This window comes from Salipiger sp. IMCC34102, assembly GCF_004145405.1.
In the GTDB taxonomy this organism is placed as follows: domain Bacteria; phylum Pseudomonadota; class Alphaproteobacteria; order Rhodobacterales; family Rhodobacteraceae; genus Loktanella.
Genome location: NZ_SELQ01000002.1, coordinates 66,477 through 88,828, shown reverse-complemented (window position 1 = coordinate 88,828; position 22,352 = coordinate 66,477). Strand labels below are relative to the sequence as shown.

Genomic DNA, 22,352 nt, shown 5'->3' with positions numbered 1-22,352 from the left:
TAGCCGATAGCGGTTCCCCTGTCCAGAAACTGCGGTATAAGACCCCCAAGACCGCAGACCGGAGCACAGTTCATGGAAATCGCGCTTCATTTCGGCGCAAACTGCACCGATGACGACCGGCTGATCCGCACACTTCTCAAGAACGGCAGCATCATGGAGGCCGAGGGGCTGAAGGCGCCCGGCCCCGCCAAGTACCGCAAGATGCTGCGCCAGACGATCCAGTCGATGGGCGAAGGCGCCCCCAATCCCATGGCCCGGGACAACCTGATCGCGGCCATGGCCGAGGGCGATGCCTGCGACCGTCTGGTGATGAGCAATTCGAACTTCATCTGTGTGCCCAACCGGATCTTCGAGAACGGCGTCTTTTACGAGCAGGCGGAAATCAAGCTGGCGGCCCTGCGCGACATCTTCCGCGAGGACGAGCTGGACCTCTATCTTGCGGTTCGCGATCCCGCGACATTCCTGCCCGATTGCTACGCGAAGGCCAACGCCGAGAGCGTGGCCGACTTCCTGCAAGGCGTCGATCCGCTCGATCTGCGCTGGTCGGACCTCGTGGCGCGGATCCGGGCCACGGTGCCGGAGGCCGCGCTGACGGTCTGGTGCAACGAGGATACGCCGATGATCTGGGACGAGCTGATCTGGGCGCTCTCGGGTCTGAACATCGGGACGGAGATCAATGGCGGCCACGACCTGCTCTCTACCATCATGACGGCCGAGGGCATGCACCGCTTCCTGGCCTATACCAACGCCCACCCGCCGCGGACCATCACCCAGAAGCGCCGGGTCATCGCGGCCTTCCTCGACAAGTACGCACTTGAAGAGGAACTGGTCGAGACGGTGGAACTGCCCGGTTTCGACGCCTCCGACATCGCACAGATGTCCGCCGCCTACGACGCGGACCTGGCCCGGATCGCGGAAATGCCGGGCGTGCGGTTCATCGGTCTTTAGAACGATTCAAAAAAAGCGTGACCTGCGACCTTTCCGCACTGGTATAACGGGGGAAGGCCACTAGGTTCGATGCGATACCACAAGGCAGCGGTCGGTGACCGCGCCCATCTGTTCGAGAGTCGCAAGAAAGGCCAACGTCATGAAAGATACCGTCACCCCTCCCGGCCGCTGCCCGTTCGGCGGAAACCGCGTCGAAGGTGCCTTCGGCGATGGCAAACCGGCCTCCGAATGGTGGCCCGAGCGCCTGCCGGTGGAACTGCTGCACAACAACAGCCCCGAGGCCAACCCCCTGGGGGCCGAATTCGACTACGCCGAGGCGTTCTCGAAGATCGACCTCGACGCGCTGAAGGAAGAGATCCGGACCACCCTGCGCACCAGCCAGGATTGGTGGCCCGCCGACTACGGCCATTACGGCCCGCAGATGGTGCGGATGTCCTGGCACTCCGCCGGGACCTACCGGATCTCCGACGGGCGCGGCGGCAACGGCGGCGCCTACCAGCGCTTCTTCCCGATCGGGTCCTGGATCGACAACGCCAACGTCGACAAGTCGCGCCGCCTGCTGTGGCCGATCAAGCAAAAGTACGGCAAATCGCTGTCCTGGGGCGATCTGATCGCGCTGACGGGTAACGTCTCGATGGAAGAGATGGGCCTGCCGATGGTCGGTTTCGGCGGCGGTCGCATCGACGTCTGGGAAGACGACCTTGGCACCTACTGGGGCCCCGAGCACGAGATGCTGGCCCGTGGTCGCTGGGAAGGCAACCCGTCGACGGACGGTGACGACGCCGACCTCGAAGCGCCGGTCGCCGCGTCCCACATGGCGCTCATCTACGTGAACCCCGAAGGCCCCGCGGGCAACATGGATCCCATGGGTTCGGCCCGCGAGATCCGCGAGACCTTCACCCGCATGGCGATGAACGACGAGGAAACCGTGGCCCTGATCGCCGGCGGGCACGCCTTCGGCAAGTCCCACGGCGCGGTCAGCCCCGATCACATGGGCCCCGGCCCCGACGGTGCGGACATCGAGCACCAGGGCCTGGGCTGGATCAACGACGCTGGCACCGGCAACGCCGAATACACGATCTCCAACGGGATCGAAGGCGCCTGGACCTCCAACCCGCTGCAATGGGACAACGACTACTTCGAGAACCTCTTCCGGTTCGAGTGGGAGCAGACGACCTCCCCCGCGGGATCGCAGCAGTGGACGCCCAAGGACCCCGACGCGCGCAAGACGCCGGATGCGCATATCGAAGGCAAGATGAACCCGCTGATGATGATGACCTCCGACATCGCGCTCATCACCGACCCCGAGTATCGCAAGATCTCCGAGAAGTTCCTGAACGATTTCGACTACTTCACGGAAGCCTTCTCGAAAGCGTGGTTCAAGCTGCTGCACCGCGACATGGGCCCGAAGGACCGTTACGTCGGCAAGGACGTGCCCGAGCAGGACTTCCTGTGGATGGATCCCACGCCCAAGGCCACCGGTCCGCAGATCGACGCAGCGGAGGCCGCTGACCTGAAGTCCGCGATCCTGGCCACCGGCCTGTCGGTGAGCGAGCTGGTCGGCGCGGCCTGGGCCTCGGCCTCGACCTTCCGCCGGGGCGACCTGCGTGGTGGTGCCAACGGTGCGCGTCTGCGTCTTTTCCCGCAGACCGAGTGGGAGGTGAACAAGCCCGATCAACTGGCGCGCGTCCTCTCGACGCTGGAGAGCGTGAAGGCGGAGTTCGACGGCAAGGGCGAGAAGACGGTCTCGATGGCCGACCTGATCGTGCTGGCCGGTGCCGCCGGCATCGAGAAGGCTGCCCGTGATGCCGGTGTCGAGGTGACGGTGCCCTTCACCCCCGGCCGCACCGACGCCACCGACGAGATGACCGACCACGAAAGCTTCAAGTGGCTGGAACCGGTCTCCGACCCGTTCCGCAACTACGTGATGGACGTGAAGGCGAAGTCGGAATCGCTGATGCTCGACAAGGCCGACCAGCTGGGTCTGACCGCGCCCGAGCTGACTGTCCTGCTGGGCGGGATGCGCGTTCTGGGCACCAACTGGGACGATTCCGAACACGGTGTCTTCACCGACCGGCCCGGCGTGCTGAGCAACGACTTCTTCGTCAACCTGCTGGACATGGGGACGAAGTGGACGCCTGTTTCGGAGGCGCGGACGCACTTCGAGGGGTCCGACCGCAAGACCGGCCAGAAGCGCTACACCGCGACGCGGGTGGACCTGGTCTTTGGCCACAACACGCAGCTGCGCTCTGTCTGCGAGGTCTATGCCTCGGACGACGGCCACGCCAAGATGGTCGAGGATTTCGTCGCCGCCTGGGACAAGGTGATGATGTCGGGCCGCTTCGACGTGAAGAAGAACAGCTACAACGTCTGACTTGCAGCCCCGCGCGGAAAGATCCGCGCGGGGCTTTTCTCTTGCATCGGGCCGGAATCGCCCCGATGCAGGGCCGGAACCTGGCCCTTCGAGAGACCCCATGCGCTTCTGGATCATCATCGGCCTGACCCTGGTTCTCTCCGCGGTCGGGCTGACCTACGAGATTGCCGCGGGCCGCGTGCTGGCGCCCTACTTCGGCACATCGCTTCTGACATGGACGGCCGTCATCGCGACGGTGCTCGCGGGCTTCTCGCTGGGCAGCGCGCTGGGCGGTTTCGTGGCGGAACGCCCCGCCCCGCAGGCCGCCGCGCGCGTCCGGGCCGCCCTGCTCGCGACGGCGATCCTGATGGCGGTCTCCCCCACGCTTCTGGGGTTCCTGCACGCTGGCGGCGCGCGCGGGACCGCGGGCATGATGCTCAGCGTCGTGCTGACCTTCTTTCCGGCCTCCGTCTTCGTGACCTTGCCGACCCCCTACCTTGCGAAATGCGCGATCGAGGCGCGTCCGGGCCGCGCGGGGTCCTCGCTGGGAATCGTGCTCGCCGCGGGGTCGGTGGGTGCGATCCTCGGCGCGATCCTGGCGGGTTTCATCGCCTTGCCGCTGATCGGATCGGTCGCCACCTTCGCGGGCTGCGGGCTGGTCACTCTGGCCTGCCTGCCCTTCGTCAAGGGCGGCGACGGACGCATCGGCGCACCGGTCATCGTCGCCGCACTGGGCTTCATCGGGTTCGCGGGCCTGGCGGGCAGCGCGGTCTGCGACTTCGAATCGGGCCAGTCCTGCCTGCACGTCGTGCGGTCCGGGGACCGCATCAGCCTCTATTCCGATCGCACGGTCCAGGCGGCGGAACCCCTGGGCAGCAACGACGGCCTGACCCTGCCCTATACGCAGGTCATCTGGTCCCGGATGGAACGTGACCTGGGCCCCGCCCCGCATGTGCTGTTCATCGGCGGCGGCGGCTATACGCTGCCCACGAAACTCATGGCCGACCGCCCCCGGGCCACCGCCGTCACGGTCGAGATCGATCCGCTGGTCACGCAGGTCGTGCGCCGCCGCCTGCCCCGCGCCGGCGCCATGATCGCGCGGGAAAGCGCGGATGCGGACGGTGCCGACGGGGAGGCCCGGCTTGATCTCGTGCACGCCGACGGCCGGGTCTACCTGAACGAGACGAAGGAAGGCTTCGACGCCGCCGTCATGGACGCCTTTTCGTCGAGCTCGGTGCCGGCGCATCTCGTCACGGTCGAAACCTACGCCCGGCTGCGCGAGATCGTGGACGGTCCGGTCTACGTCAACCTCATCGGACCGCCGGACGGTCCGCTGGTCACGGGTGTGCACGCGATCCTCGCCCAGCTTTACCCGCACGTCAGCGCGGTTCAAGGCCCCTTGAGCGGGCGGGGTTATGCCAACGTGGTTCTCGCGGCCTCGGACAGGCCGCTGGCCGCCCCGGGCGACCTGCCCGACCGCTACACCGCTGCGCGGATCGCATCGGGACGGGCCTTCACGGACGACCGGGGCTGGGTCGGTCACCGTTAGAAGGACGGGCTGCTCCATCGCCACCACGGGCATAAAAAAGGACGCCCCGCAGGGCGCCCTCAGGTTCGTCGGTCGGGCTCGATTGGTTTACCGCTCGGAATGTTTTATGCCTGCGGCCCGACCTACGTCCGCGTCCGGTCGAAACCGAAGCGGATCCCTGCGGCACCGCGCCCAAAATGAGGGGGTGCGGAACCGACGCAAAAACTCAGGTATCAGACTCACAGAGAAGTCCTGCGGGTTCAAGGGGAAGATCTTGCCCCGACCGGGGATCCGCGCAGGATGGAGCGCGGCGTCCGGCGCCCTCTAGCCCGGTCGACGTCCGCGCGATTCACATCCGCATGTTTCAATCCGGCACGAGACGCTGAACATCTGGCATCGCCGCGCGTGCGCGGGATCACGGGCCTGACACTGGCCCATCCGCATCAGCGGCAAAGGCACAGCGGGATCCGCAAGCATCGCAAAACTGTTGCAATGAGACCCTAGGGGCTTAACCTCGGAACCATGCATACATAAGGAAATCCCCCATGATCCTCTCGCGCAGATCGTTTCTTGCAGGCAGCGCCGGACTGATTGCACTGCATCCCTTCTCCGCCCGCGCGCAGGCCAACCAGGCACACCTGCGGATCATGGAGACCACGGATATCCACGTCCACGTCTATCCTTACGACTACTACAGCGACCGCCAGATCGACACGGTGGGGCTGGCGCGCACCGCCAGCCTGATCGACGGCATCCGGGCGGAGGCCACGAACTCCATCGTGCTGGACAACGGCGACTTCCTGCAGGGCAATCCCATGGGCGATTACATCGCCTACGAGCGCGGGATGAAGGACGGCGACATGCACCCGGTGATCGAGGCGCTGAACACGCTGGGCATCGACGCCTCCACCCTGGGCAATCACGAGTTCAACTACGGGCTCGACTTCCTGATGAAATCGCTCGCCGGTTCGGGCTACCCGGTGGTCAGCGCCAATGTCCTCAAGAAACGCGGTGCCACGCCCACGGAGGACGAGACGCTAGTGCCGCCTTACGTCATCCTCGACCGCCAGATCACCGACGGCAGCGGAGAGACGCATCCCATCCGCATCGGCATCATCGGCTTCGTGCCGCCGCAGATCATGAACTGGGACCGCAAGCACCTGGAAGGCAACGTGGAGGTGCGCGACATCGTCGAGGCGGCGCAGGCCTACGTGCCGCAGATCCGGGCCGAGGGCGCGGACCTCGTCATTGCGCTCAGCCACTCCGGCATCGGGGCGGAGGAGCACCAGGACATGATGGAGGATGCCGCGATCCCGCTTGCCCGGGTCGAGGGCATCGACGCGGTGCTGACGGGTCACTCCCACCAGGTCTTCCCCGGCCCCGACTACGCCGACTGGCCGGGCGTCGACGTGGACGCGGGCACCATCGGCGGCAAGCCGGGGGTCATGGCGGGCTTCTGGGGCAGCCACATGGGGCTGATCGACCTGCTGCTGGAACGCGACGGGTCGGGCTGGCGCGTGGCCTCGCACGACGTGGAGGCGCGACCGATCTCCGCCCGCGACGCGGAGGGAACGGTCAGCGCGCTGGTCGAGAGCGACGAGGAGATCCTGCAAAGCGTCGAACAGGAGCACGAGGAGACGCTGGATTACATCCGCCGCGCGGTCGGCAAGACCGATGCGCCGCTCTATTCCTACTTCGCCCTCGTGGCCGACGACCCGTCGGTGCAGATCGTCTCGAACGCACAGACCTGGTACATCGAGCAGATGATGCAGGGCACGCCCCACGAAGGTCTGCCGATCCTGTCGGCGGCGGCGCCGTTCAAGGCCGGTGGCCGTGGCGGCCCGGACTATTACACCGACGTGGCCGCGGGCGACGTGGCGATCAAGAACGTGGCCGACCTCTACCTCTATCCCAACACGGTACGGGCGGTGCGGGTCACCGGCGCGCAGGTGAAGGACTGGCTGGAACGCTCTGCCGGGGCCTTCAACCAGATCGAGGCCGGGGCGCAGGACGCGCCGCTTCTGAACCCCGACTTCCCGTCCTACAATTTCGACGTCATGGACGGTGTCACCTACGCCATCGACCTGAGCCAGCCGTCGAAGTTCGACAGCGACGGCGGGCTCGCGAACCCCGAAGCCATCCGCATCGTGGACCTGCGCTACCAGGGCGAGCCGATCGACCCCGCGCAGGAGTTCATCGTGGCCACCAACAACTACCGTGCCTCGGGCGGCGGAAGTTTCCCCGGCACGGGCGACACCGTCGTCTTCGAGGGGCCGGACACCAACCGCGACGTCATCGTGCGCTACATCGTGGATCAGGGCACGATCAGCCCGTCGGCGGATGCCAACTGGACCTTCGCCCCGATGGACGGCACCACCGCCGTCTTCCAGACCGGGCCCAACGGCGCGCAATACGCCGAGTCGATCGAAAGCGTCGAGGTCGAACCCATCGGCGAAACGGAAGACGGCTTCGCCGAGTTCCGGCTGTACCTCTGAGAAGGTCTTCGGACAGACCCGGGCGGGGAACTGTGTCACCGCAGTCCCAGCCCGGGCTTGATGCGACGCCACTGGCAGATGCGCGATCGGGTTGCCCTCGTCGGTCGCCCGCTTGCGGGTTTCCTTGTGCCGTTTCCCCTTGCCTCCGCCCGAAACCACGACATTTGCGACTGACCGCGTATCCTTGGAACACCGGCAGCCGCTGACCTGATGACACGAAAAAGGACGCCCCGAAGGGCGCCCGCAAAACGACTTGGCAAGCTCTGTTCATCGACCGCTTGCCATGTCTCGTTGCCGCTGTCCGGCCGCGCTGCCGGTCGAAACCGGCGCGAATGGCAAGGATGCCGCGCCCCGGGATCCGGAGCGCGGCACCTGTATCTTAGCTACACCCGGAGGTGCCGCCGCAGGTGTTGCACTTCATGCAGGTGCCGTTGCGCACCAGCGTGTAGTTGCCGCACTCGCCGCAAGGATCGCCCTCGTAGCCCTGCATCTTGGCCTTGTCGCGCGCGGTGATCCCGGTGCTCGCCGCGGCGGGGCTGGTCTGGCCCGCGGCCTTGGCGACCTTGGCCTCCACTTCCGGCACCAGGGTCTGGAGCGCGGCCACGGTTTCCTCGACCGCCTCGGCGCCGCCCTGCAGCACGACGAGGTCCTGCGGCATCCGCTTGCGCAGATACCCGGTGGAGGAGATCTGCTTGAGCACCGCGAGGCTGCGGTTGGCGGCCGTCTCGGTCGGCGTGCGCACGTTGCTCACGCCCTCTTCCTCGCCACGCCCGATGTCGTCGAAGGAGGCGCCTTCGGGTTTGACGTGGGCCAAGTCCGTGCGGTCGAGGTAGCTGACCGCCAGTTCCCGGAAGACGTAATCCAGGATCGAGGTGGCGTTCTTGATGCTGTCGTTGCCTTGCACCATGCCCGCGGGCTCGAACTTGGTGAAGGTAAAGGCGTCGACGAACTCCTCCAGCGGCACGCCGTATTGCAGACCGACCGACACGGCGATGGCGAAGTTGTTCATCATCGCCCGGAAGCCCGCGCCTTCCTTGTGCATGTCGATGAAGATCTCGCCCAGCTGGCCGTCCTCGTATTCGCCGGTGCGCAGGTAGACCTTGTGACCGCCGACGTTCGCCTTCTGGGTGTAGCCCTTGCGGCGCTGGGGCATCTTCTCGCGGTGGGACTTGATCACCTCCTTGATGATGATCTTCTCGACGATCTTCTCGGCCAGGACCGAGGCTTTCTCCTGGTTGGAGCCGGTCTCCAGCACTTCCGCCGCGTCGTCGTCGTCCTCCACCAGGGAGGCCGCGAGCGGCTGGCTCAGCTTGGAGCCGTCGCGGTAGAGCGCGTTGGCCTTGATGCCGAGCGACCAGGACAGCTCGTAGGCGCTCTGGCAGTCCTCGATCGTGGCGTCGTTGGGCATGTTGATCGTCTTCGAGATCGCGCCCGAGATGAACGACTGCGCCGCTGCCATCATGTGGATGTGGCTGTCGACCGAGAGGTAACGCTTGCCGGTCTTGCCGCAGGGGTTGGCGCAATCGAAGACGTGGTAGTGCGCCTCCTTGAGGTGCGGTGCGCCTTCCAGCGTCATGGTCCCGCAGACATGGGCGTTGGCCGCGTCCACGTCCCGCTTCGAGAAGCCCAGGTGCTTGAGCAGGTCGAAGGTCGGATCGTTCAGCTTGGCGTCGGGGATGCCCAGCGTGCCGGTGCAGAAGTCCTCTCCAAGGGTCCACTGGTTGAAGACGAAGCGGATGTCGAAGGCGGCCTTCAGTGCGCCTTCCACCTTGTCGATCTCTTCCTGGCCGAAGCCATGTCCGACGAGCGAGGAATGGTTGATCCCCGGCGCCTGGCCCAGAGAGCCGTGGCCGACGGCATGGGCGATGATCTCCTCGATCTCGCTGGAGCGGTAGCCCAGCTTTTCGAGGGCCGCGGGCACCGACTGGTTGATGATCTTGAAGTAGCCGCCGCCGGCGAGCTTCTTGAACTTCACCAGCGCGAAGTCCGGCTCGATCCCCGTCGTGTCGCAGTCCATCACCAGGCCGATGGTGCCGGTGGGGGCGATCACGCTGACCTGCGCGTTGCGGTAGCCGTGTTTTTCACCCAGCGCCAAAGCGTTGTCCCAGGCCTCCATCGCGAGCTTGGGCAGGCGGTCGTCGGGGCAGGATTTGCGGTCGAGCGGGACCGGCTTGATCTCCAGCCCCTCGTAGCCCACCAGCTTGCCCTTGGCGGCGTTGCGGTGGTTGCGGATGACGCGCAGCATGTGCTGGGCATTCCGCTCGTAGCCCGGGAAGGCCCCCAGCTCGCCGGCCATCTCGGCCGAGGTGGCATAGGATACGCCCGTCAGGATCGCGGTGAGCGAGCCCGCCAGTGCGCGTCCCTCGTCGCTGTCGTAGCCCAGACCCATGTTCATCAGCAGACCGCCGATGTTGGCATAGCCCAGGCCCAGCGTGCGGAAATCAAAGGAGCGTTGCGCGATCTCCTTGGAGGGGAACTGCGCCATCAGAACGCTGATCTCCAGCGTCACGGTCCAGAGCCGGGTCGCGTGGATGTAGTCGTCGGCCTGAAATTCGCCGTTCTCGTAGAACTTCAGCAGGTTCATCGAGGCGAGGTTGCAGGCGGTGTCGTCGAGGAACATGTACTCGGAACAGGGGTTCGAGCCGCGGATCTCGCCGTCCTCGGGGCAGGTGTGCCAGGCGTTGACGGTGTCGTGGTACTGGATGCCGGGATCGGCGCAGGCCCAGGCGGCGTGGCCCACCTGTTCCCAAAGGTCGCGGGCGCGCACGATCTTGGCCACCTCACCGTTGCGGCGGTTGATCAGCTTCCAGTCGGCGTCGTCCTGGACGGCCTTCAGGAAGGCGTCGGTCACCCGGATCGAATTGTTCGAGTTCTGACCCGACACGCTGGAATAGGCTTCCGAATCCCAGTCGGTGTCATAGGTGGGGAAGTGAATGCTGGTATGCCCCTGACGGGCGTAATCCAGCACGCGCTTGATGTAGGTTTCCGGGATCGCAACTTTCTTCGCCGCCTTCACGGCCGTCTGCAGCGCCGGGTTCACCTTGGGGTCATAGGCGTCGGCCTCGGCCCCGTCCCAGGCCTTGATGGCGGCGAAGATCGCGTTGAGCTTCTCTTCGTGCATCTTCGATCCCGCGACGATGCTGGCGACCTTCTGCTCTTCGAGGACCTTCCAGTTGATGAATTGCTCGATGTCGGGGTGGTCTGCATCGACGATGACCATCTTGGCCGCGCGCCGCGTGGTGCCGCCCGACTTGATGGCGCCCGCCGCACGGTCGCCGATCTTGAGAAAGCCCATCAGGCCCGAGGACTTGCCGCCGCCGGACAGGGGCTCGCCCTCGCCGCGCAGGCTGCTGAAGTTGGTGCCGGTGCCCGAACCGTACTTGAACAGGCGCGCCTCGCGGACCCAGAGGTCCATGATCCCACCGTCGTTCACCAGATCGTCGCCGACGGACTGGATGAAGCAGGCGTGCGGTTGCGGATGCTCGTAGGAAGAGGTCGACTTGACCAGTTCCTTGCTTTCGAAATCGACGTAGTAGTGGCCCTGCGCCGGACCGTCGATGCCGTAGGCCCAGTGCAGGCCGGTGTTGAACCATTGCGGGCTGTTGGGGGCCGCGCGCTGGGTCGCCAGCATGTAGCGCATCTCGTCGAAGTAGGTGCGGGCGTCTTCCTCGGTGCTGAAGTAGCCGCCTTTCCAGCCCCAGTAGGTCCAGGCCCCGGCCAGCCGGTCAAAGACCTGCTTGGCGGAGGTCTCGCCACCGAAGGTGGCGCCGTCCGCGGGCTCCGAGCGCCACAGGAAAGAGGGCACGCCCTTCTCCTTCACCTTCTTCACGGCGGAGGGCACGCCCGCCTTGCGGAAGTATTTCTGCGCGATCACGTCGGAGGCGACTTGGCTCCAGTCCTTGGGAATCTCACAGCCTTCGAGCTTGAAGACGACCGTGCCGTCGGGATTGCGAATCTCGGAGGTCGCGCTTCTGAAAGCGATCTCGGCGTAGGCGTCCTGACCGTTGGCGGTGAAGTTGCGGTCGATCTTCATGATGCTCTCCTGTCGGACCCGTGGTCCTATGAATGATGCGACGCCCTGCCCGAGCGACGACGAAGATTGGAACTGGGAAACGGCTCGTGGTCGGTTCGGACCACGCCGCCAAGGTCCGATACACCTTGGTCTGCTCGCGCCCACCGGCAACTACATATTGTGTCGTTCCGCGCCGGTCCCCACTACCTGCCGTAGGCGCAGGCTCCGGGTCAACGAGATTATTTGGTCTCTCCACGCAATATTTACGTTGCAGTCGGGAACTCGATTTCGCGCGCGCAACCTTCCACGATTCCCGCCCGGGTTATCCCCAGACAAGTCCACCGGGAGCGATCGGAAAAGTCCCTTGCGCATCAAGAGCCTGTAAACGGAACGTCAAGACATCCACCGGGATCGCGTCGCTTCGAACGGGTGAGCGGCGTCTAAGCTCACCAGAAATGGTGGAGTGCTTACCTGCAACACACCACCTGTGGTGGTGCCCAAACCATAGGCAGCCCGCTGCCGATCGCGGCAAGACACTGCCCGGCACGACACGAGAAGAGAGCGATGAGGTGGATGGTCGGGGCGGAGAGATTCGAACTCCCGACCCTCTGTTCCCAAAACAGATGCGCTACCAGGCTGCGCTACGCCCCGGACCATGGCCCCGTTTAGGCAAAGCGCGCGCGCTTGGAAAGCCCGAATTCACTCGCAGGGGGCGGCGGGATCGGGTCCGATGGCGGGATGTTGGAGCACGTCGCCGGGTGCGATGCCCAGACGCTCCGCCAGGCCGCCGTTGACTTCCAGCACGTAGGCGATCGCCTCGCCGCCGAAGATCGGTGTCTCGTCGAGGGGAATCGCCTCCGCGTGGATGTTCGCGATGGTGCCGTCCGCCTCGGCGAAGATCATGTCGAGCGGGATCAGCGTATTGCGCATCCAGAAGCTGGCCGGACGCGGCGCGTCGTAGACGAAGAGCATGCCTTCGAAGGTGCCCATCTCCTCGACGTACATCAGACCCTTGGCGCGGGCCGCCTCTGTGTCGGCCACGTCGACGCTGAAGCGCGCCCGTCCGAAGTCGCCCTGCACCGTAACCACGTCCGGCGCGCAGGCGGCCTGAGCCGTGGTCGCCAGCAAAGACGATGTCAGGGTGACGGTCAGCGCGAATTTCATGATATGCCCTCATGGTCCCATGGCAGGATCTGGACCGCGACGCGGCCTCTGGCGCCTTCGACGACGCGGATCACCAATGCCTCACCGGTGGTCATTTCCGCAAGACCCGCGGCGCGCAACACTTCGGCATGAAGGAAGATATCGTCGCGCGCCCCGTAGGCATTGGCGAAGCCGAAGCCCTTTGCGCGATCGAACCACTTGATTCGCGCAGGCAGAGGTTCGAGCCGCTCGAGGTCCCCGGGCGTCAGTTCCGTCTGGTCCTCGAGCGGCACGGCATGGGTGCTCTCGGGGGGATAGATCGCCTCGATCCGGCCAGCCTGGCGGCCGCGCGGTGTTTCGATCGCATGAAGAATGATGCGGCTTCCGTCTGCGACCGAGGTCTGGCCGAAGTTTCGCAGCACGTTGCCATGTAAAAGAACATCCGGACCGCCGTCTTCGCGCAGCACGAAGCCGTAGCCCTTGGATGTGTCGAACCATTTAACGACGCCTTCGACCCGTTCACCGGTTTCGGATGTCGTCCTTTGACTCATTGTAAAGTGTTCCTGTCAGCAGCCTCTAGTTGACCGATCATCCCTCTTATGGCGAAAGACGGGTGATGGTCCACCCTGCCCCCGCGTCGGCGCGGGTCCAACGGAAGCGATCGTGCAGGCGATGGGCCCCATCGGCCCAGAATTCCACTTCCGTGGGCACGATGCGAAATCCGCCCCAGAACGGCGGACGCCGGGGATCGTCGCCCTGCGCGCGGCGTGCGGCTTCGACTTGTTCCATCAGGTCCGCGCGCGACCCCAGCGGGCGCGACTGGGCCGAGGCCCAGGCCCCGATCCGGCTGTCGAGCGCACGGCTGCGATAGTAGGCATCCGCCTGCGGGCCATCCTCGCGGGACACGGTCCCGCGCACGCGGATCTGCCGGCGCAGGGTCTTCCAGTGCAGGACGAATGCGGCCTTGCCGCTGGCCTGCAACTCGGTGCCCTTTGCGCTCTCGTAGTTGGTATAGAACACGAAGGCCGCGGGCTCGATCTCCTTGAGCAGCACGATCCGCACGTTCGGCAGACCGTCCGCGTCCACGCTGGCCAAGGCGATCGCGTTGGGGTCGTTGGGTTCCGTCGCCGAGGCCTCTTCCAGCCACCGCCGGGCGATGTCGAAGGGGTCGTCGCCAGCAAAGATGTCGCCTCGGTCGGGCACGGTCCGTCCTTTCCTCGCACGTATGAACACGCGCGGTCGCGGGGTATTCAAAGCCTGCTTTCGCCACGCTTGTCCAGCCCCGCCGGATCGCTTAGACGGTTCTGAGCGGAATGAGGCATACGAGAGGTCCTACCATGACAGCGCAGTTGATGGCCGGAAAACGCGGGCTGATCATGGGGTTGGCCAACGACAAGTCGATCGCCTGGGGCATCGCGAAGGCGCTGTCGGACGCCGGGGCCGAACTCGCCTTTTCCTACCAGGGCGAGGCGCTGAAGAAGCGCGTGGGCCCGCTGGCAGAGCAATTGGGCTCCGACATCGTGCTGCCCTGCGACGTGGGCGACATGGACAGCGTGGACGCGATGTTCGGCGCATTGCAGGACCGCTGGGACAGCATGGACTTCATCGTCCACGCCATCGGCTTTTCCGACAAGACCGAGCTGCGCGGCCGTTACGTCGACACCAGCCGCCAGAACTTCCTGACCTCGATGGATATCTCGGTCTACTCGTTCACCGCCGTGGTCCAGCGCGCGGAGAAGATGATGACGAACGGCGGCTCGGCCCTGACGCTGACCTATTACGGGGCCGAGAAGGTCATGCCGCATTACAACGTCATGGGCGTGGCCAAGGCGGCGCTGGAGGCCTCCGTGCGTTACCTCGCCGAGGATCTGGGCAAGGACGGCATCCGCGTCAACGCCATCAGCGCGGGCACGATCAAGACGCTGGCTGCCTCCGGCATCGGCGACTTCCGACTGATCATGAAATGGAACGAGTACAATTCGCCCCTGCGCCGCACCGTCACCCAGGAGGAAGTCGGCAAATCCGCGCTCTACCTGCTCTCCGACCTCGGCTCGGCGGTGACCGGGGAGGTGCTGCACGTCGACGCGGGGTACCACGTCGTCGGAATGAAGGCGGTCGACGCCCCCGATATCAGCAAGGAATGACACGCGCGGCGCTTGTCCCGGCCCGGACGATCCACCTCTCGCGCCGCGATCCCGCCGCTCTTTGCCAGCCCCCCGCCCTGACCTGAAAGGACGCTTCATGGCCGACCGCCTTCCCCACGAAAAGGGATTCCACATCAGCTGGGACCAGATCCACCGCGACAGCCGTGCGCTGGCCTGGAGACTGGACGGGCTCGGCCCGGATGGAGAGCAAGGCGACAAGGGCGGCGGCTGGTCGGCCATCGTCGCCATCACCCGCGGCGGCATGGCCCCCGCGATGATCGTGGCGCGAGAGCTCGACATCCGCACCGTCGACACCATCAGCGTGAAATCCTACGACAACCAGGCGCAATCCGAAGCCACCGTCCTGAAGACGCCAGATGCGCAGATGATGGGCGACGGCACCGGCATCCTGATCGTCGACGACCTTGTGGATTCGGGTCGGACCCTGGAGCTCGTGCGCGAGATGTATCCCAAGGCGCATTTCGCCACCGTCTACGCCAAGCCCAAGGGGCGTGCCCAGGTGGACACCTTCATCACCGAAGTAAGCCAGGACACCTGGATCTTCTTCCCCTGGGACATGGCGCTGCAATACGTCGAACCCTACCGCGGACGCGATTGAGAGGACGGGAGCCTCCGGCGGGAGTTTATCCGGCCAGATGAAGCCCGCCCCTCTTCATCTGGCTGGACAAACTCTCAGGGGGTCTTCGGGGGGCAGACAGCCCCCCGGAAATGGAATCGAATGCGGCGCAGCCGCTCCTTTGGGAAAGCTTCATGTCACAGCCGCGCACGATGCAGACCTTCTCGCCACCGGTGATGGAGGCCCGCCGCTGGCTCGACGGGATAAGCCATCCCGCCGATCGCCCGCTTTTGAACGTAAGCCAGGCCGCCCCCGTCGACCCACCGCCCGAGCCCTTGCGCGCCGAGATGGCGCGCATCGTGATGGAGGATGCGGGCGCGCATCTCTACGGGCCGGTCCTGGGCCTGCCCGAGTTGCGCGCGGAAATCGCGGCGCAGTGGTCGCAGGCCTACGGCGGGTCGGTGGAGGCCGCCCAGGTGGCCATCACCTCCGGCTGCAACCAGGCCTTCACGGCCGCGATCGCCACGCTCTGCGCCGACGGGGACGAGGTGATCCTGCCGGTGCCCTATTACTTCAACCACGCCATGTGGCTCGACATCTCCGGCGTGCGTACCGTGCCGCTTCCAGCCGGGCCCGGGCTGATCCCGCGGGCGGAGGACGCCGCCGCGTTGATCACCGACCGCACCCGTGCGATCGCACTCGTCAGCCCCAACAATCCCGGCGGTGTCGAATATCCCGCCCCCACGCTGACCGCTTTCCGCGACCTCTGCCGCGCGCGGGGTATCGCATTGATCGTGGATGAGACCTACCGCGACTTCGACGCGCGCGACGGCGCGCCGCATCGTCTTTTCGAGGACGCCTGGGACGACACGCTGATCCAGCTCTACTCCTTCTCCAAAGCCTACCGCCTGACGGGGCACCGCGTGGGGGCGATCCTCGCCTCTCCCGCGCGGCTGACGGAGGTCGAGAAATTCCTCGACACCGTAGCGATCTGTCCCAACCAGCTGGGCCAGCGCGCCGCGCTTTGGGGCATGCGGAACCTGTCGGACTGGCTGGCCGGCGAACGGTGCGAGATCCTCGACCGCCGCGCGGCCATCGAGGCGCATTTCCCGAAGCTTGCCGCCAAGGGCTGGAAGCTGCTGGGTTGCGGCGCCTATTTCGCCTATCTGCGTCATCCCCACGACATGCCCTCGGACGAGCTTGCGCCCTGGCTGGTGCGCCATGCCTCGATCCTGTGTCTGCCGGGCACCATGTTCCGTCCCGCGGGCGATCCCGCGGGTGCCTCCGAGTTGCGCATCGCCTTCGCCAACGTGGACCGGGCGGCCATCGGGGAATTGTTCGACCGGCTGGCGCGGATCTCCCCCTGACCCTTGCACCCTCGCCCCCGGCCTCATATTGAAGCGCGAAGCGTTTTGCGGGGGATCCGAGCATGGCCGAGACGAAGAAGAAGAGCACCCGGTTTTCCGTCTGGGTCATCCTGATCCTGCTGTTCGTGGGTCTCCTGGGCTTCGGCACCGGGGGCTTCTCCGGGTCGGTCCAGCGCCTCGGCATGGCGGGCGACACCGAGATCCGGCTGAACGCCTATACCGCGGCACTCAACGACCAGTTGCGCAGCCTCGAGGCGCAGACCGGATCGCGGGTGCCGTTCCAGCAGGCGCAGCAGGCCGGTCTTGATCGGCAGGTGCTGGGCCAGGTGGTCACGCAGGCCACGCTCGACAACGAAGCCGCACGCCTCGGGCTGTCCATTGGCGATGCGCGCGTGGCCGACGAGGTCGTGGCCACCCCCACCTTCCAGAACCTCTCCGGCAGCTTCGACCGCGAGACCTATCGCCGGGCGCTGTCCAACGCGGGTTTCACCGAAGCCGACTACGAGGACACCTTGCGCGCCGACATCGCCCGGACCCTGCTGCAGGGGGCCGTGATCGGCGGAGTCGACATGCCGTCCGTCTATACCGACACGCTGGTGTCCTTCCTGGGCGAGACCCGCGACCTGGTGCTGGCCCCCGTCACCGCCGACGACTTGACGGCCCCCGTGCGCGGCCCGTCCGCGAACGATCTGCGCAGCTTCTACGAAGAGAACCCCGATCTCTTCACCGCCCCCGAGATGCGCCAGATCACCTACGTCATGCTGACGCCCGCCATGCTTGCCGACGAGGTCGAGATCGACGACGCGCAGGTCGAAGCGCTCTACGAGCAGCGGATCGAGGAGTTCCAGCAACCCGAGCGGCGCCTGGTCGAACGGCTGGTCCTGTCCGACGCGGAGGCGGCGGAGGCCGCGCGCACCGCCCTCGACGCGGGCGAGACGACCTTCGACGCGCTCGTCGAGGAGCGTGGCTTGACCCTGTCGCAGGTCGACCTGGGCGACGTGGCGATCGACGATCTGGGCCCCGCCGGAGAGACCGTCTTCGCCGCCGAACCCGGCGACGTGGCGGGCCCGGTCGAAACCTCGCTGGGCCCCGCGCTCTTCCGCGTGAACGCCGTTCTGGCCGCCGAGGAGACCCCGCTCGAGGAAGCCGCCCCTGCGTTGCGCCAGGAGTTGGCGACCGATCAGGCGCGCCGGGTCATCAACCAAAGCGCCGAGCAGATCAACGACCTCATCGCCGGCGGGGCCGCGCTGGAGGACCTGGCCGACCGCACGGAGCTGACGCTTGATTCCGCCAGCTTCAGCGTCGACAGCACCGAAGGGCCCGCCGCCTACGAAAACTTCCGCACCGCCATCCAGGAGGCCGAACAGGGCGCCTACCCCGAGCTGATGGAGCTTGAGGACGGCGGCATCTTCGCCCTGCGCCTCGACGCGGTCACCCCGCCCGAACTGCGCCCCATCCCGCAGGTCCGCGAAGAGCTGGGCCAGGCCTGGCGCGCCGAGGCCGAGCGGCAGGCGATCATCGACCGCGCCGAGGAGCTGGCCGGAGAAATTACCGCAGAGACCGACCTCGCCACGCTGGGGCTGGAGCCACTCACGCAGACCGGCCTGACGCGCGGCAGTTTCGTCGAAGGCACGCCGCAGGACTTCATGCAGACCGTCTTCGAGATGCAGCCCGACGAGGTACGCGCCCTGCCGACCTCCGACGGGGCGGTGATCGTGCGGCTGGACCAGGTGACGGAGGCCGACACCGACAGCGAGCGCATGTCCGCGCAGGCGCAGTCCATCACCGAGCAGGTGAACGCGGGCCTCGCGCAGGATCTCTATGCCGCCTACGCCGACCGCGTGCGCGCGCGGACCGACGTGGTGATCGACCAGGCTGCGGTGAACGCGGTCAACGCGCAGATGAACTGATGGCGATGCTGCCCGACTTCGAGAGTTTCGCGGAAGGCTTCGACGCGGGCCGCAACCAGGTGGTCTGGACCCGCCTTGCGGCCGACCTCGACACGCCCGTGTCACTGATGCTGAAGCTGGGGGATGCGGGCCGGAACACCTTCATGCTGGAAAGCGTCACGGGTGGAGAGGTGCGCGGGCGCTATTCCATGGTCGGGATGAACCCCGACCTGATCTGGGAATGCCGCGGCACGACCAGCCGGACCAACCGCGCGGCCCGCTACGACGACGCGGCCTTCGCCCCGGATGCCACCGATCCGCTATCGGCCCTGCGCGCGCTGATCGCGGAAAGCCGCATCGACCTGCCCGCCGACCTGCCGGGGGCCTGCGCGGGGCTGTTCGGCTACCTGGGCTACGACATGATCCGGCTGGTCGAACGCTTGCCGAACGTCAATCCAGACCCGCTTGGCCTGCCCGACGCGGTGATGCTGCGTCCCACGGTCATGGCGGTGCTGGACGGCGTGAAGGGCGACGTGATCCTCGTGGCCCCCGCCTGGGCCGACGGCACGCTCACCGCGCGCGCGGCCTATGCCCAGGCGGCGGAGCGCGTGATGGACGCTGAACGCGCCCTGTCCCGCAGCCTGCCGCACCAGCGCGCCTTGCATGACGCCTCTCCAGCCGCCGCGCCGGTGTCGAACTTCACGCATGATGGCTATCTATCCGCGGTGGCGCGGGCCAAGGACTACATCCGGGCGGGCGACATCTTCCAGGTGGTGCCCTCGCAGCGCTGGCGGCAGGATTTCAACGAACCACCCTTCGCGCTCTACCGCAGTCTGCGTCGCACGAATCCCTCGCCCTACATGTTCTACTTCAACTTCGGCGGCTACCAGGTGGTCGGCGCCAGCCCCGAGATCCTCGTGCAGGTGACGGGCAGCCGCGTCACGATCCGCCCCATCGCGGGCACCCGGCCCCGGGGCGCCACCCCCGAGGAGGACGCCGCGAACGAGGCCTCCCTGATGGCCGACGAGAAGGAGCTGGCAGAGCACCTGATGCTGCTCGATCTGGGCCGCAACGACACCGGCAAGGTCAGCCGCATCGGCACCGTCCGCCCGACGGAAGAGTTCAAGGTCGAATACTACAGCCACGTGATGCACATCGTCTCGAACGTGGTGGGCGAGTTGGCAGAGGACCAGGATGCGCTGTCCGCCTTCTTTGCGGGCATGCCGGCGGGCACCGTGTCCGGCGCGCCGAAGGTGCGCGCGATGGAGATCATCGACGAGCTGGAACCCGAGAAACGCGGCGTCTACGGCGGCGGCGTGGGGTATTTCAGCGCGAACGGCGACATGGACATGTGCATCGCCCTGCGCACGGCGGTGCTGAAGGACCGGTCGCTCTACATCCAGGCGGGCGGCGGCGTGGTCTACGACAGCGACCCAGAGGCCGAGTTCCAGGAAACCGTCCACAAGTCCAACGCGATCCGCAAGGCCGCCGCGGATGCCGCCATGTTCGGCAGCGGCGGCAACAACGGCTGATCCGACGCAGCCATGGCGACGGAGCGGGCATCGAACGGATGGCCCCGCTGGCGAGGGTTCAGGTTTGAGGTCCGACGACAAGGCAGCCGTTTAGACGAAACGGACGCCGGTCACCCGGCGCTCAGTGCCCTTCGGCCTGCAACGTGGCCGAGAGCGGCGCCAGCGACACCTGCTCCGCCCGGTTCGCCGTCCCCCACAGGATCAGGGCGGACAGCACGTCGGGGGTCAGGTCCGCGATCACCACCACCCCGTCTTGCTGTCCGGCCCGGAACGCGGCCTGATCCACGAAACGGCGCAGGGTGCGCGCGTTCTGCTCCACCTCGCGCAGGTCACGGTAGATCGGCAAGGCAGGCACGCCGGTCCCGCGCGCAACCCCGAGCGCGCCGTTCAATCCGTCTTCGAGCGCCAGCAACCCGCGCCCCTCTTCGGCCAGGACCCGTGCCACCCGTTCGGTCGCGGGATCGGATCGGCCCAGTCGCGCACCTTGGGCTGCGACGAGCGCCACGGTTTCGGGCAAGGCGGTAAAGGTCCCCTCCAGCGCCACGGCCACGTCCTGTGCGGTGCCGCCCTCCGGCAGCTTGGCCAGCGCCGCGACCTCGAAGCCCTCGTCGCGGTAGGCCTGCATCCGGGCGCCCGCGTCGGGTGCCGCGGGGTCGAGCGCCACGGTCACCGCGAAGGGGATATCTGCCAGGGCGCGCGGGCCGTCGGGCAGCGATCCGTCGTCGATCAGAACCACCGACATCAGCGGCAGGCCCATCGCGCCGTCATGGAAGGCGGCGTAGGCCTCGATGGCGGGCGGATCCTCGGGCTCGACTGTGGTGACCTGCGAAGCCGCTTCGTCCTCCCTCGTGGAGTCCAGCGCGGGGCGACGAACGATGACACCGGTCTGTGGATCGGCCTGCGTGCCGGACGTCTGAGGTGCGGATCGTTCGGCGGGCCGTGTCACGACCGTCGGCGTCTCCGGCGGGACGATGACGACGGTCTGCTCCGGCGCGGCGGCGCGGGGCGGCCTCGGTGTTTCGGAGTCGGGCGCGGTATCCCTTTCCGACATGTCGGCCGGCGTCGTGTCGGACGCCGCGTCAGAGGAGCTGTCGAACCGCGGCCCCTCATCCTCGTTGGCGGTGCTGGAACGCGGCGCAGGCATCGGTTCCGGCTGGTCCACCACGACGCTGGACGGGGCCTCATCGGAAGCCGTGTCCGCCGGCCGGTCGGCATCGGCGCCGCCTTCGACCGGAGCGGTCATCGGGTCCGGGGTATCGCCTGCGGCGACGTCCGGGGCGTCGAAGGACATGGGGGCGTCCGGGTTCTCTTCGACTTCGCCTTCGCCTTCGGCCTCTTGGCGGACCGGTGATGGATTGGCGAGATCGCTGCGACTGGCGGAAGAGGACATGCCATCGGGCGTATCGGTGGTGGTGCTCTCGTCCGCGCGCTCTGACGGTGCGGCGGCGTCGGGGGGGGCGACGCGCGCATCGGCGGTCCGCGCGGCCGATCCCCGCACGGGCGTATCGATCCGGACCCGTGTCGAGGCCTCGGCGTTCGGCCCCGCGGCGATATCACGCGCGTCCGACGGGACCCGCGGCGCGTCGGACGTCTGCGGGCCGCTCACGGCTGCGCCGGAGGGTGCGGGGCGTTCCGCGGTCGGGTCCGTTTCGGACGCGGTCCCCGCATCAAGTTCGGGCGCCCCTGATGCGACCACGTCGGGACTCTCGTCGGAGGGGACCACGGGCACGGTCTCTATCACGACGATCTCGGCGGTGTCGGGGGTTTCGACCACGACAGGCGCGGGCGGGTCGGTCTGGATCTCGACGTCGCTTTCGTCGGTGGGCACCCGGGGCGCCATGCTTTGCGGGTTGGGCAGCACCGGCGCCTCTGGCCCCGGGGCGACCTGCGTACCGGTGTCGGGCGCAGGCGCGTCGAGACCGTCGTCCAGCACCGTGACCGGCGGCGCATCGGCGGTCTCGGTCACCGCAACGGGCGCATCCCCCGCGGCGGCGGGGGCCGGCATGTCGGGACCTTGCGCCATACCGCCGCCCGCGCTGTCGGTCGCCGGGGCGACCGGCGCACCTTCCGCCTCGACCCGGGGCGCAGATGCTGTGCCGGGCGCGTCGACCTGTGGAGCCGCGGGGGGTGTCCGACCGGCAGGCTGCGGCGCGATCAGCGACGTGATCGCCGCCGTCAGCCCGCCGACCACCAATCCCCAGCCTGCCCCTTTGAGGAATGCCATACCACTCGATCCTTTGCCCGCTTGCCCGTCGTGCGCCGGGCGCAGCACTTGACGGCTGCCCGGGTCCCACCGCATATCGGTAGCGACTATACCGCGCGGCGCAGCCCGGACGGTAGCCCCTAATTGCCTGCCGCCCGGAG

At 66.9% G+C, this 22,352-nt stretch carries 14 protein-coding genes and 1 tRNA gene; 9 read left to right on the top strand and 6 right to left on the bottom strand.

What is annotated here, in order from left to right:
• Window positions 1–72: 72 nt before the first annotated feature.
• From EU805_RS04715 to EU805_RS04700, 4 genes are all read left to right on the top strand, one after another.
• The gene (locus EU805_RS04715) at window positions 73–948 is read left to right on the top strand and encodes a hypothetical protein (protein ID WP_129762814.1); all 876 of its coding nucleotides are present in this window, start codon (window positions 73–75) and stop codon (window positions 946–948) included.
• A gap of 139 nt (window positions 949–1,087) precedes the next feature.
• Window positions 1,088–3,322, top strand: a complete 2,235-nt coding sequence (katG, locus tag EU805_RS04710; protein WP_129762813.1) for a catalase/peroxidase HPI — start codon at window positions 1,088–1,090, stop codon at window positions 3,320–3,322.
• Window positions 3,323–3,422: 100 nt separating this feature from the next.
• Window positions 3,423–4,850 carry a fused MFS/spermidine synthase gene (locus EU805_RS04705; protein ID WP_129762812.1) on the top strand — a complete coding sequence of 476 codons (1,428 nt, stop codon included), beginning with the start codon at window positions 3,423–3,425 and terminating at the stop codon, window positions 4,848–4,850.
• Between the two features lie 524 nt (window positions 4,851–5,374).
• Window positions 5,375–7,324 carry a bifunctional 2',3'-cyclic-nucleotide 2'-phosphodiesterase/3'-nucleotidase gene (locus EU805_RS04700; protein ID WP_129762811.1) on the top strand — a complete coding sequence of 650 codons (1,950 nt, stop codon included), beginning with the start codon at window positions 5,375–5,377 and terminating at the stop codon, window positions 7,322–7,324.
• A gap of 379 nt (window positions 7,325–7,703) precedes the next feature.
• Here EU805_RS04700 and EU805_RS04695 read toward each other — a convergent pair whose 3' ends face one another.
• From EU805_RS04695 to pdxH, 5 genes are all read right to left on the bottom strand, one after another.
• A complete protein-coding gene (locus EU805_RS04695; protein WP_129762810.1) occupies window positions 7,704–11,357 on the bottom strand; it encodes a vitamin B12-dependent ribonucleotide reductase in 3,654 nt (1,217 codons plus the stop codon).
• 553 nt (window positions 11,358–11,910) lie between these two features.
• Window positions 11,911–11,987 (bottom strand) — tRNA-Pro (locus tag EU805_RS04690).
• 48 nt (window positions 11,988–12,035) lie between these two features.
• Entirely contained in the window at window positions 12,036–12,500 is a 465-nt protein-coding gene (locus tag EU805_RS04685; protein WP_129762809.1) for a DUF192 domain-containing protein, read from the bottom strand.
• The gene (locus tag EU805_RS04680) at window positions 12,497–13,030 is read right to left on the bottom strand and encodes a cold-shock protein (protein ID WP_129762808.1); all 534 of its coding nucleotides are present in this window, start codon (window positions 13,028–13,030) and stop codon (window positions 12,497–12,499) included. Before EU805_RS04680 ends, EU805_RS04685 begins: the two co-directional genes overlap by 4 nt.
• A gap of 46 nt (window positions 13,031–13,076) precedes the next feature.
• Entirely contained in the window at window positions 13,077–13,682 is a 606-nt protein-coding gene (gene pdxH / locus EU805_RS04675) for a pyridoxamine 5'-phosphate oxidase (RefSeq protein ID WP_129762807.1), read from the bottom strand.
• Window positions 13,683–13,816: 134 nt separating this feature from the next.
• Here pdxH and fabI point away from each other — a divergent pair, with 134 nt between their 5' ends.
• The 5 genes from fabI (at window position 13,817) to trpE (ending at window position 19,988) form a co-directional block, all read left to right on the top strand.
• A complete protein-coding gene (fabI, locus tag EU805_RS04670; RefSeq protein ID WP_129762806.1) occupies window positions 13,817–14,623 on the top strand; it encodes an enoyl-ACP reductase FabI in 807 nt (268 codons plus the stop codon).
• 97 nt (window positions 14,624–14,720) lie between these two features.
• The gene (gene gpt, locus EU805_RS04665; protein ID WP_129762805.1) at window positions 14,721–15,242 is read left to right on the top strand and encodes a xanthine phosphoribosyltransferase; all 522 of its coding nucleotides are present in this window, start codon (window positions 14,721–14,723) and stop codon (window positions 15,240–15,242) included.
• 152 nt (window positions 15,243–15,394) lie between these two features.
• Window positions 15,395–16,567: an aminotransferase gene (locus EU805_RS04660; RefSeq protein WP_129762804.1), complete on the top strand. Its 1,173-nt coding sequence runs from the start codon at window positions 15,395–15,397 to the stop codon at window positions 16,565–16,567.
• Window positions 16,568–16,629: 62 nt separating this feature from the next.
• Window positions 16,630–18,477 carry a peptidyl-prolyl cis-trans isomerase gene (locus EU805_RS04655; protein WP_129762803.1) on the top strand — a complete coding sequence of 616 codons (1,848 nt, stop codon included), beginning with the start codon at window positions 16,630–16,632 and terminating at the stop codon, window positions 18,475–18,477.
• The gene (trpE, locus tag EU805_RS04650) at window positions 18,477–19,988 is read left to right on the top strand and encodes an anthranilate synthase component I (RefSeq protein ID WP_129762802.1); all 1,512 of its coding nucleotides are present in this window, start codon (window positions 18,477–18,479) and stop codon (window positions 19,986–19,988) included. The genes EU805_RS04655 and trpE overlap by 1 nt, the downstream gene beginning before the upstream one ends.
• A 121-nt stretch (window positions 19,989–20,109) precedes the next feature.
• Here trpE and EU805_RS04645 read toward each other — a convergent pair whose 3' ends face one another.
• Complete coding sequence (locus EU805_RS04645; protein ID WP_165351888.1) at window positions 20,110–22,212, bottom strand: divergent polysaccharide deacetylase family protein; 2,103 nt, start codon at window positions 22,210–22,212, stop codon at window positions 20,110–20,112.
• Window positions 22,213–22,352: the final 140 nt, after the last annotated feature.